Source organism: Prosthecobacter sp. (genome assembly GCF_044227185.1).
Taxonomy (GTDB): Bacteria; Verrucomicrobiota; Verrucomicrobiia; order Verrucomicrobiales; family Verrucomicrobiaceae; genus Prosthecobacter.
Genome location: NZ_JBGAFO010000002.1, coordinates 557,227 through 569,296, shown reverse-complemented (window position 1 = coordinate 569,296; position 12,070 = coordinate 557,227). Strand labels below are relative to the sequence as shown.

7 protein-coding genes are annotated in these 12,070 nt (G+C 57.9%); 2 read left to right on the top strand and 5 right to left on the bottom strand.

Annotation, left to right across the window (positions count from 1 at the left end; translation table 11 throughout):
• Positions 1-17: 17 nt before the first annotated feature.
• Positions 18-1,607 (bottom strand): MFS transporter, encoded by a 1,590-nt coding sequence (locus ACILSQ_RS06735; protein WP_395742823.1) that lies wholly within the window; start codon positions 1,605-1,607, stop codon positions 18-20.
• 3,168 nt (positions 1,608-4,775) lie between these two features.
• Here ACILSQ_RS06735 and acpP point away from each other — a divergent pair.
• Both acpP and ACILSQ_RS06725 read left to right on the top strand, forming a co-directional pair.
• Positions 4,776-5,147, top strand: coding sequence for an acyl carrier protein (acpP, locus tag ACILSQ_RS06730; protein WP_395742822.1), 372 nt, complete (start codon positions 4,776-4,778; stop codon positions 5,145-5,147).
• Entirely contained in the window at positions 5,144-5,587 is a 444-nt protein-coding gene (locus ACILSQ_RS06725) for a hypothetical protein (protein ID WP_395742821.1), read from the top strand. The genes acpP and ACILSQ_RS06725 overlap by 4 nt, the downstream gene beginning before the upstream one ends.
• 1,536 nt (positions 5,588-7,123) lie before the next feature.
• On the opposite strand, the gene ACILSQ_RS06720 is transcribed toward ACILSQ_RS06725, so the two are convergent.
• From ACILSQ_RS06720 to ACILSQ_RS06705, 4 genes are all read right to left on the bottom strand, one after another.
• On the bottom strand, positions 7,124-8,356 hold the full coding sequence (locus tag ACILSQ_RS06720; RefSeq protein ID WP_395742820.1) for an integrase core domain-containing protein: 1,233 nt from the start codon (positions 8,354-8,356) through the stop codon (positions 7,124-7,126).
• A gap of 91 nt (positions 8,357-8,447) precedes the next feature.
• Positions 8,448-9,311 carry a hypothetical protein gene (locus ACILSQ_RS06715; protein ID WP_395742819.1) on the bottom strand — a complete coding sequence of 288 codons (864 nt, stop codon included), beginning with the start codon at positions 9,309-9,311 and terminating at the stop codon, positions 8,448-8,450.
• Between the two features lie 27 nt (positions 9,312-9,338).
• On the bottom strand, positions 9,339-10,328 hold the full coding sequence (locus ACILSQ_RS06710; protein WP_395742818.1) for a BsuBI/PstI family type II restriction endonuclease: 990 nt from the start codon (positions 10,326-10,328) through the stop codon (positions 9,339-9,341).
• Positions 10,318-11,715 (bottom strand): Eco57I restriction-modification methylase domain-containing protein, encoded by a 1,398-nt coding sequence (locus ACILSQ_RS06705; RefSeq protein ID WP_395742817.1) that lies wholly within the window; start codon positions 11,713-11,715, stop codon positions 10,318-10,320. The genes ACILSQ_RS06710 and ACILSQ_RS06705 overlap by 11 nt, the downstream gene beginning before the upstream one ends.
• Between the last annotated feature and the right edge of the window lie 355 nt (positions 11,716-12,070).

Sequence of the window (12,070 nt, the reverse complement as noted above, 5' to 3'; positions counted from 1 at the left end):
CCGATCCTGCGCTGGGGCTATTCCTTGCCTTCTTCCTTCATGCGGATGAAGGGGCGCAGGAGGAGGAGGAGGAGGGGGGCGAGGAGCACCAGGCCGCCGACGATGCTCCACATGGTGGCGGTGTCGCGGGGGCCTTCCTGGGGGCAGTAGCGGATGAGGAGCCAGCCGAAGATGGTGCCGGTGGCGATTTTTCCCATGAGGAGGGGCACGGCGGAGAGGGCGGCGTAGCTGGCTTCCTGGCCTTTGGGGGCGATGGAGACGGCGTATTCGTAAACACGTGGGGAGTAGAAGGCTTCGCCGATGGAGAAGACGACCTGCCAGAGGACGACGGTGAGGAAGAGGGGATGGGCGGGACCCTGCCAGGCGAAGTAGCCGCGGATGATCCACTGGCCGAGCGGGCCGTCGGCGAGGTCCTGGAAAACGGACTGTGGCAGGGCGAGGAAGATGAAGGAGAGGGCGGTGATGAATCCGCCAACGATGACCATGGGGTATGCGGGGATCTTGCGGGTGAGGATGCCGGCGATGGGGGCGAGGATGAGGATGAGGACGCTGTTGACGGCGTTGGCGCGGCCGGCGCGCTGGCCGCCTTCGACACCGAGCTCGCGCTCAAGGAAGGTGGGCAGGACGCCGTCCATGATGCTGAAGACGATTTTGAGCAGGCCGATGACGGCGAGGAACATGAGGAGGCGGTGAAAGCCTGGATGCCTGAGAAGCATGGAGAAGAGATGGGCGGATTTTTTGACGGCGCCGCCGACGGTCAGTGTCTGGGGCGGGGCGTTCCCGGCTTCGGTTGCGGTCTCGCCTATGCCGTTGTTTTCGCCTGGGGCATTGCGCTCGCGGAGGAGGAGGAGGACGGGGAGCATGAGGAGCTCGATGCCGGCGCTGACGGCGAAGAGGACGCGCTGGATGCTGTGGTCTCCGAACCAGGTGTGGACGGTGGCGCCGCCGCCGCCGTGCTGCTTGATGCCGTCGAAGATGAAGTACCCGGCCATGAAGCCGAGATTGAGGAGGGCGTAGAAGACGGAGAAGGCGACGCTGCGCTGCTCTGAGGTGCTGAACTTGCGGGTGGCGGCGACGAGCACGGGCGTGCAGAGGGCCTCGCCCACGGCGACGGGGATGAGGCCTGCGGTGAGGGCGAGCCAGGGCTGCGAGACGGAGATCATGATGAGGCGGGCGAGGACGGCGAGGGTGACGCCGAGGGTGAGGGTGCGCCGCAGGCCGATGGCGTCGGTGATGGAACCGGCGAGGAGGGTGCTGCCGGACATGAGGAGACCGAGGAGGAGGTAGCCGTGCTGGGCTTCTTTGTCGCTCATGCCGCAGTCCTTCATGAGGTAGGAGACCATCACGACCATCATGATTTTGTAGCCGGTGACGCTGAGGAGCTTCAGGGCAAACGTGACCCAGAGGCCGGCGGGGGCGTCCTTGAGATTGGCGATGGCGTAGAGGCCGATGCCGAAGGTGGCGCCGCCGATGACCCAGCCGGCGACGGCGCCGAGCGCGAGCTTGGTCATGGCCATCCAGCCGACGGCCCAGCAGAAGAGGGCGAGCACGCCGCCGCGGAGGGCGGTTTGGGGGAGGGAGGAGGGCGCAGCGGGGGTGTCGTGCATGGGGTGAGGGGAACCGCTTTATGCCGTGGGGTCAAGTTCCATGGTCTTGAAATGGCGGGGCGGCCCTGGGCCCTGGGGGATGGGGGTGCTGATTTTTACTCCGCAAGAGAGGAGAAGACCGGGTTCCAATCCTGATGAGCTGAAAGACTGGGAGAAAAGGCGGATTTGACTGCCTACGGAATGCACGGAATACGCGGAAGTGGGATGGGATTTGAGGCTGGGGTGAAAATGGGGCGCTGGTTCTTGGGAAGGGAATGGCCGGAGGTTTGCACCGCCCATCCTTCGCTAAAGCTACGGAGGACTGGAGAAGCTACGGAGGGCAGGCGGAGATTTGGAGGACGCAGAGGGGCCGGAGATTTGGACCTCGGATGGCACGGATTGACACGGATGCCGGAGGGGATCTGAGGCTGGGGTGAAAAGGGGGCGCTGGTTCTTGGGAAGGGAATGGCCGGAGGTTTGCACCGCCCATCCTTCGCTAAAGCTACGGAGGACTGGAGAAGCTACGGAGGGCAGGCGGAGATTTGGAGGACGCAGAGGGGCCGGAGATTTGGACCACGGATGGCACGGATTGACACGGATGCCGGAGGGGATCTGAGGCTGGGACGAAAATGGGGACGCTGTTTTCTATGTCCGGGGTGGAGTGGGGCTTCCTTGAGGGAGGAGACCGTTTGAGGTGTGCAGGAAGACGTTTTTTAACCGCTGATGAGACGCTGAGATGACGCTGATTCAGAGTTTATGAAATGAGGTGGGATGAGTGCCGAAGAGTTTTTGGGTTCTGTGGTTCATTGGGGCTGCTCTTTTTTTACCATGGAGGACTCGGAGGGGCGCAGAGGATGGAACTGAGGGGTGGCGGAGTTGGAACCACGGATTGCACGGAATACACGGATGTCGGAACGGATTTGGGGGGCGAAGCGGGGTGGTTTCGGTGGTGGTGGGGATGGTCGATTTTGCCGCAGAGGGGCGGGGAGGCGGAGGGGGCAGAGATTGAGATTGGCGGAAGGTAGAACAGAGTTTTTAACCGCTGATCAGACGGCTAATCCATCCTTCGCTGAAGCTTCGGAGGACGAGTGAGACGCTGATAAAGGCAGTCGGAGAATCCGGAACTTCACCACAGAGGCACGATGGAACACAGAGTTTTTGAATTGGATCTTGAGAGGAGTTTCAGCTTCCAGGTCTGAAAACTGACCACGGAGCCGAGCGATAGCGAACCGGAGCGCAGCGGAGATAGCCGAAGGCAAACAGACGAACGCAGTGAGCCCGAAGGGTGAGCGCAGCGAATCAATACACGGAACCGAACCGAGTGAGGGAGAGGTGGGGAGGGGAGCGGTGGGCTGGGGCGCGCGGTTAATGCGGCGGCGGATTTGGAGGGGTGAGGAGAGGGTGGGAGGACGCTGGTTGAGATGATTCATCGGGTCGCCTGAGGGGAAGAACGGAGAGTGGATGAATTCTGAGGGTGCCCTGTGGCAGGGCCTGCGGGCGATCCGTTCCTGGCGTGGCAGGGGATGGGACGAAGCGGAGCAGTTATTTTGTCAAGAATTTGCACACTGACGCCCAGTTTCAGAGGGGTGTGGCTCTTTGAGAGAGTTCAGATCAAAAACCGGTTGCATTTGGAAAACGGGGCCCAATCGGATGTGGTAGTCCGTGGTAGGTGTTGAAGCCATTGGACGGCTGTTTGTCTTGTTCACTGCTTGTTTGTTCTGGTTATGACTTCTTTCTTTTTTGCTTTATCCCAAGTGCTGGTGAGGCTGTGGCTGTGGCTGATGCCGTTGCGGGCGCGGGGGGCTGTGAGGTCGTGGGGAATTGGAGCGGGTAAGGTGAAGCTGAGGAGGATTTTGGATTGCGGGGGTTTGGAGGAGGCTGCGAGGGAGAGGAGAGACGGAGAGCGGGCAGGAGCGGAGCGGAAGCAGCGGAAGGCAAATTTGGAGGGCGCAGAGGACCGAGTGGGCCGGAGATTTGAACCACGGAAGGCACGGAATACACGGGAGCCGGAGTGGATTGAGAGCTGGGGCAGAAATGGGGGCGGGGCGATGGGGCGTTGGGAGACGAAGGGACGATCGGGGTTTGCCGCAGAGCACCGGAACTCAAGGCGGCTTGATTGTGGAAAAGAGAGTCCTGAGGAGGTCAGATGCCGGAGAAAGGGCAAAAAGATTAAGGGTAAAAAAATTTCAGGGCACCGGAATGAGGTGCGACTCAGTTATTCGGGAGCAGCCGAACATCAAGCGGATGGATTGTGGAACGGGGAGTAACGACGGAGGCCAGTGGCGAAAGGGGGCGCTGTTTTTTGGCAAAGGAATTTCTTGGCAAAGGAATGGCCGGAGATTTGAGGCGTAGTTAGTCAGAAGGGGCGGAGAGGCAGAGGGAGCAGAGGTGTGGGTTTTATTTCTGCCGATGGAAGGGCTGAATGGTGGAGGTTGGGCAGAAAGATTTTGCTTTCTGGGGGTGCGGTTTGGGGGGTGGGATTGGATTGGTTGCTTGTTGTGACCACAGAGGCACGATGATCACAGAGGATCTGAAGGCCGGAGACCACGGATTACACGGAATACACGGATGTCAGGATGGCGATGGGTGGCGATGGGTGGCGAAATGAGGGGCGGGGCGATGGGGCGTTTGGGAGGCGAAGGGACGATCGGGTTTGCCGCAGAGGGGCGGAGAGGCAGGGGGAGCAGAGGTGTGGGTTTTATTTCTGCAGATGGAAGAGCTGAATGGCGGAGGTTGGGCAGAAAGATTTTGCTTTCTGGGGGCGCGGTTTGGGGGGTGGGATTGGATTGGTTGCTTGTTGTGACCACAGAGGCACGATGATCACAGAGGATCTGAAGGCCGGAGTTGAACCACGGATTACACGGAATACACGGATGTCAGGACGGCGATGGGTGGCGAAATGAGGGGCGGGGCGATGGGGCGTTTGGGAGGCGAAGGGACGATCGGGTTTGCCGCAGAGGGGCGGAGAGGCAGAGGGAGCAGAGGTGTGGGTGGGCTGAGGAGAGGCTGGGAGGACGCTGATTGAGATGATTCATCCGATCGGCTGATGAGGAGAATGGAGAGTGGATGAATTCTGAAGCGGACCCTGTGGCCGGGCGTGCGGGTGAACGGCGCCGTTGGTTTGGCGTTGCAGGTGATACTGTGTCAAGAATTGACTCCTGACCCTTTTCTTGCGTTAATCAAAGAGACATGACATCGAGAATCACCCATAGTTTTGCAGTGGGCGCCGCAGCGTTGACACTTGCCACCACGCTTGCCAGTTGCGGTAAAGTCAAATCATCGAGCACGCCACCGAAGGCAGCAGCGCCAGCAGCGGGACTTGATGCAGGCATTGTCACGAAAGTGACCAGGGAGGTTGCAGAGATTCTTGGCGTGGATGCTTCCAAGATTGGCCCAGACAAGGATCTTATTCGAGATTTGGGAGCTGATTCACTTGATGCCGTGGAGATTGTCATGGCTGTCGAGGAGGAGTTTAACATAACGATTGACGACGCATCCGCCGAGAAGATGCGGACAGTGGCGGACATCGCCAGATATGTTGCTGCCAAGACTCGGAAATGAAAGCGACCTCACTCCTGTTGCGATCAGACCGATTCGTCGTCGAATGGGGTGACAATGGCGACTCCAGTCCTCCTCCTGGACACGACTTTGCCGATGCACTTTTGAAGCGGATCCGACTGGCAGTTTGCGAATCCGAAATTGAGGCGCTGCCAATGGACTGGTGGGAGCATTCAAACTGGTTCTTCTCCGTCGCGTGGAGGAATAGGACCTACGACCTCACGCTCGAACCTTCCCCCGAGGATGCTTTGCTGCCGACTTGGGTCGTTGGAGTTTCCAAGAGCCTGGGAATACTCAAATCGCTCTTTGGAAAGAGGGCCCTCAGGTTCGATGTTGATGATGCATTCCTGCGTATTGTCGAAAATTGCACCAAGGAAGTCGCCGGAGTAGATTCAGCTGAATGGCTCACCGAAGACGAAGCAATAGAGCGGTTCTGGGGCTAAACGGATGCAGACGAAGGCAGATCTGGAGAGCGCAGAGGAAGGCCAAGTTGGACCACGGAATACACGGATGTCGGAACGGAGTTGGAGAATGTCGAGAAGGAGGCTGAAGGGGAGGCAGACTTGCACCGCCCATCCTTCGCTAAAGCTACGGAGGGCAGGCGGAGATTTGAAGAACGCAGAGGTTCCAGATTTGAGTGCCTACGGAATACGCGGAATACACGGAACGGATTTGGGGTGGGACGAAACGGGGCGGAAAGGAGGTAGAAAGATTAGGGGTAGAAAGATTTCAGAGGCTGAGGTGAGCCGGACTTTGCAGCGCAGCGCTGGAGCGAAGCGGAGGCAGCCGATGGCGAAGGGGAGCGCCGCAGCTCTGGGACGAAGCGGAAGCTGAAGAAGCCCCACTTTTTCTGAGTCTGGGTTTTGGGGATGAGCGCGCCGGGATGAACGAGTTTTTTGTGCTTGGAGCGCCTTGTCGGGAGCTTGGGGCTGTTCGCCGAGTGAATTTATACCAGAAACTGGTTGCGTTTGAAAAAGCGGGCCCAATTGAGTGTGGTGGCTGAGATGATGGTGAGGCTGTGGATGGAGGGAAATCTTATGAGCAATCTGTTCTGGTTATGTGTTCTCCTTGTGATTTCGAGGTTCGCGCTGGCGGAGGTGCTTTTGCCGTGGAGGGGCAGAGACTGGATCTGGCCGCAAGGAGGCGCAAAAATGCGCGGGGAATTGGGGGCAGAACGATTTCTGTCTCTGTGCCCCCCGGCTTGGGCTCTGTGGTTGAACAGGTTCCTTGCCTTTTTAACCACGGAGAAACACAGAGGAGGGCTGACTCCATTTCCCGGAGGTGAAGGGATAATCGGGTTTACCGCAGAGTGGCCAAGAGGCAGAGGGGGCGGAGGCTTTATGGATGGCCGCAAGGAGGCGCAAAAAGAGGCAAAAATTGTCGAACTTCAGAGGGGCTGAATTGCATGGGGCAACGGAGGCCGAAGGGGAACCGGATTTTGCACCGCCCATCCTTCGCTAAAGCTACGGAGGGCAGGCGGAGATTTGGAGAACGTAAAGGTTCCAGATTTGAGTGCCTACGGAAGACACGGAAGACACGGAAGACACGGAACCGAACCGAGTGAGGCAGACGTGCGGAGGGGGCGCGCAGTCAACGCGGCGGCGGATTTGGAGGGCTGAGGAGAGGCTGGGAGGACGCTGATTGAGATGATTCATCCGGTCGCCTGAGGGGGGGAATGGAGAGAGGATGAATTCTGAGGCGAGGCCTGTGGCCGGGCCGGGTGAACGACGCCGCAGGCTTGGCGGGGGGCGAAGTGGCGCGGTTATTTTGTCAATTATTTGCACCCTGACCCCATTTCCCCCGCAGATTCACCCGAGGGGTTTGAACTGGAACATGGGTTACACTCTGACCGGGAACATAGGTTACACTGCGTGCTCCGCATTTTGAGGTTGTTCCCATCCAGACAGCGAGCGCAGCGAGATGGGTGGATGGGAACAACCTCAAAATGCGGTCGCCCCCCTCCTCCTCTCCTCCTCTCCTCATTCGTGCTGAGAGGCGCTTTTCACCTCTCGGGCCACGATCTTCCGGCTCCCCCGTCTCTTCTTGAACGCTGTCGGTCTGATCCGGCCATAGGGGCACTCTCCGCCGATTTCGCCGAGCACCAGGTTGGCGAAGCGCACGCCCACCACTCTTTCATCGTCGCGCGGCTCAAAGACCACGCCTTGTCCGGCGAAGGCGTCCCCCACATGCCAGGCGCGCCCCTGCCACGACACGCTCCCGGTCTCGCTCACCGGATGGGTTTCCACCAGCGGCCCATACAGGTCCACCGCGATGCGGTCATCAAGCCTCACCGCGCTTTGACGATACACTTCGGCCGGTGTCCGCTGCCCGATGGCCTCATGCGGGCGCTCCTCGTTGAACTCATGCCGCCAGCGTCCAAAGCGCCGCTGCTGCGCCTCCCGGTTCGTGCTCGCAGGGGCGCAGCACTCGGCCTTGAGCGTGCGGTGCATGCGCTCATGGCTGCCGTTTTGCTGCGGGCTCGCGGGCTTGATGAACTCCACGTCGATGCCCAGGCTGATCCACCACACGCTGAGCTTGCTGAGCCCTCCGGGCCCGATGCTGCCGAAGGGCGCGCCGTTGTCCACGCGGATGATCTCCGGCAGCCCGCAGGTGCGAAAGAAGTGGGCGTAGGCCATGCGCGTCCACCTCTGCGTGGCCTGCGGCAATGCCTGCAGTCCGATGAGGTAGCGGCTGTGCAGATCGGTCACTGTCAGCGGATCGCAGCGCTCGTTGTCCTGCGTGCAGAACCAGCCTTTGAAGTCGGTGGCCCAGACATGGTTGGGGCGCTCTGCCTGTGTGAGTTCGCCGCGTTTGACCTCAAAGGCTCCGGGCCGCCTGCGCCGTGACTCGATGAGGCCGTTGCGCTTCAAAATCTCTCCCAGCGTGCTCACCGCAGGCGGCTGCTCGATGGCGTGCTTGCGCTCCAGCACCACGCGCAGCTTCTTCGGGCCCCAGGTCGGATGCAGCCTCCGCTCGGAGACCACCAGGCGCTCCAGGGACTCCTCGGTGCGCTGCGGCAGGGTATGGGGCGCACGGCTCGCGTCCACCAGCGCCCTGGCTCCGCCCTGGGCAAAACGCACCAGCCACTTGTGCCCGCATTTGCGGCTGACGCCGAACTGCTCGCACAGCTCGCTGGTGGTGAACCTGCCGCTGTTGGCGAGGGTGACAAACTTCAATCGCTGTTCCGGTGTGGGGGTGGTGTTCCATGGCATAGACCACCCGCAAAGTGTAACCTATGTCCCCGGTCAATCTGTTACCTATGTTCCCGGTTCATACCAAGGATGAAGACAACTATGACAGCATTCAAACACAATGCAGTTTTTGCCACTCCTTGAGTTGAGCATCAAACTGTCTGGCCTTGTAAACTTGTCTTTGCGGAAAGAGGCGCTTATCCGCTTTGCAAATGACGCGGCCCCAAAAACGTCGCCCAATAGTCTTTTGATGAGCTTTCGTGTCGTAAACCGCTCGATCTATAAACCATTTCAAATAAAATGGCAACCCACGGTTCCAGCTGTTGACATTGCCCGTTGATCCAAGGTTCAAATCCTGCGGAGCGGGAAGCTGTTTAACAGGGGGTAAGTTTCCGGCTGTAAAGAGGAGCATTATGCCGGGAAGAAATACGAGAAAAGCATGAGGTTCCCCGTCCTCCGCATCAAGAGGCCCTCCGCTATATGAAAGTGATAGAACGTGGTTTGTCCCAACAGCCAAATCACAAGTCTGGGTGATGGGGCTGTGGATGTATGGGTAAATGAACAAAGTTGTTCCCACCAAACTGAGATCATCAATTGCTCGTCTGGACAAATCTCTAAACTGCTTTGCTATAGGAGAATCACTTCGAGGAATGCTGGCTTCAAGGTGATGAATGGAATAGCGGAAGAGGATTGATAAAAGAAACTTAATCGCGCTTTCCTCAAACCACGAAGCTCCTGCATTATTCAATTTGTCAAAAACCGCATTTTTAAACCGGCCTTCCCATCTGCTGAATGTCACGTTGTCACAATCTTTGCAGAGATATGGTCCGATGTGGGCTGTGTGTTCTGGACAAGTTTGGAAAGAATTCAGCAGCAAACCACCACAAGAGTTCTTTTTCAAATATCGAACCATGAAGTCGGGGACAACATGGCTGTTTTTTATGGGGGGATTTGCCAAGCAGAATCGACATTTCATAACAGAGAACCTAAAACTCTTGCAATTTCACAACGGCATCGTGTCTGGATACGGGCCAAGGAACTTGTCGCCGTTGAAATGGATCATGTGGGCCGGGTCTTCGGCAATCCAGACTTCGGATTCCCAAGCGATAGAGGCAAGGAACGATTGCATGACGCGGCGCGTGTCGAATGCCGTGACAAAGACGAGGCCCGCTTTGCATCCGGCGAATAGTTCTTTGAGTTCCTTCCGGCGCTTTCCATCCACCGGCCCGGCACTGGTGACGGCTTCAATCAAAAGAAGCCAATTCCGCTTTGTGCAGTGAATAATCACGTCCGGCATCTTGGCTGCGCTATCAAGTGCCACACCAAGCCTGGCGAGGTAATCCGCTTCAAGATGTGCGAACTTGTTTTCCGTGTCCCCGATGTAGGCTACCACGCCGCCCGGCGCAAAGTGAGGGCAGAAGTCTTCAATAATGGCCTTGATTAGCGGGTTCTGTCCGCCCGGCGAAAGACCAACAGTCTTCCCATCCGGCAGTGTGACGGGAACGCGAGCCAATTCCCGATGCCGGGCAATCTCTCGCTTCACTGTCTCAACGGTAGTAAGATAGGTTGTGAGATTGTGCGCCCATTCCAGCGTTCCAAAGGTGCGAAGCAAGGCGAGCGCTGACGGCTCCACTTGATAGACTGTATCTTGGCTGGTGGTGGGACGCGAAAGGTTGTCTGGGTTTTTTAACAGCAAGCCCGCAGATAAAAATACCTTTACCCCATCGTCTCGCACTTGCTCGCGCGAATTCGGAGCGTAGCTGAAATCATAGTTTTCACGAATGAAATCCATGATTGGAGTAATCCCCATTAAAGGCGCTTCAGCTTCATTCCACCGCTTTCGAGGGACGAGATCGAGTAGAGCGAGCAAAATTCGCGCAGCAGGAACGCCCAGCTTCTTCCCCGAAATTTTTAAGGCACTCAGGGCCGTTATGGCTTCTCCGATTTTTGGATGGTATATTTTGGACGTTTCTGTGCGCTTTTTAGAAGCCATGAAGGTGAAGCTCTACAAGTTGGTCTAGTTCCTCTTGGGAAATGTCGGGCCGTGGAAGGGCTTTACCCATTGCTTCTAGTGTAGCACGGTCGGGGTAAGCCAGCTTGCGTAAATCCGTAGCGTTTACCTGTGTGTGACCACTGAAACAGCGGAAATAATGGTCAACCAAGGTGGAGTTCAGATAAACGAACAGGCCAAGTGCTAACGTCCTTTCCAGGCCTTTCCCGCTGGCGTGGAAGTAGTTTAAATGATTCTCAAAGCCCAGCCATTCCGCTTCAACGTGGGAAGGATCAAGGAGACAGGCCACCAAGCGACGCCGTTCTTCTTTAGACGTGAACCGTTTTGTGAGAAGGTAGATGCCGGATGGAACCAGCCAAGGGCGCGTTTCCTCGTTGTCCAAGATGGCGTTTGGCTTGCGGGCATCCAGCTTCGGCCAATGCACGGTTCCACCGTTGAAGTGGCAGGGGTAAAGCAACGGCACCGTTCCCGGCGCTGGCGCGGGCCTTAGCGCATCTTTGAGGCGGAAATCTACCACGCGCCCCGTGGAGACTGTGACCCCCAAGGACGCCAGCGTAGCGGGTAACTCTGAAAGCCTGTCTCGTGCTCTGGCATGGCCCGAATCGGCGGGAATGTGAATGAATCGCTCCGGGTCGTTGGGATGCACGATTTCCGCAAAGGGAAAGTCTTTTGCTGTGACGGTAGCTTCTGCTTCTCCGCTACTGGATGACACCGTAACGAGGGGCGGCTGTTTCCTACCTTTGGTGGCGTGGAAAATGATGTTCTCTTGCAACACGCTATCCCCACGGAAAGCGGCTTCTCGCGAATCGAAGACGTGAAGCCGTTGAAGAGCCATCAGTTCCAAAAAGGATTCCCGGAAGGGCTGGAAATAGGGACCGTTGCAGAAGCTCCGAGGGGTGATGGCTACGAGTTGCCCGTTGTCTTCCAGAAGACGCGCCAGAAGGCCCACAAAGCCCGTGTAAAGATTGCTTGTCTCCAAGCCAACTCTCCGCAACGCCAGCCGCTCTGGCGAGTGCGTGTTGATCTTCTTGTAGGGCGGATTGGCGATTGCCACGTTGAATGAAGGTGGCGCGGTGCTGAACAAATCACCTGACAGCTTCCCGGCCATTTCCTCAATGAAATCCGTTTGATACACCGAAGATGTGAAGGGGATTCCTCTCGCCCGGCAAAGGGATTTACACGCCTCCATTGTCTCCTGCAAAACCGGGATAATCAGCGGGTCTAGCTCGTAGGCCGTGGCATGAATAGACTCCACACCGGAACCCGGCATACATGCCCGCCGCACGAGAGCCAGAGTCAACGCCCCAGCCCCGGCTCCGGCGTCAATCAACCGCACGACACTCGGTAGGCCATCAAAGAGCGAGGCCATGAAATCCCCCGTAGGCGAGGGCGTTAGGAACTGCCCAAGGGCTTCCTGCCGCTCTCTGCCTTCCCGCATTTGGAACGAAGGGCTGACATCCGCAATCATGCCCTTACCATGGCCCCACCAACGGCATTCCGTCAACGCTTAGCTCGCTGCCTACGCCTGTCTCAACTCATGTCACTGGCCTAAGCCCTTGAATTCCATGGAAAGATGGAGGGGGTGAGAGATGCCCTGCCGCCGTCCATCTCTCTGATGTAGGGCATTTATGGGGTTACCAGAAATTTCTGTTCAGTCTTGGCTGCAAGTGCCTCCACCCCGAATGCGGTTCCTGAAAGGCTGAATTGGAAACGCGAATGGTTGG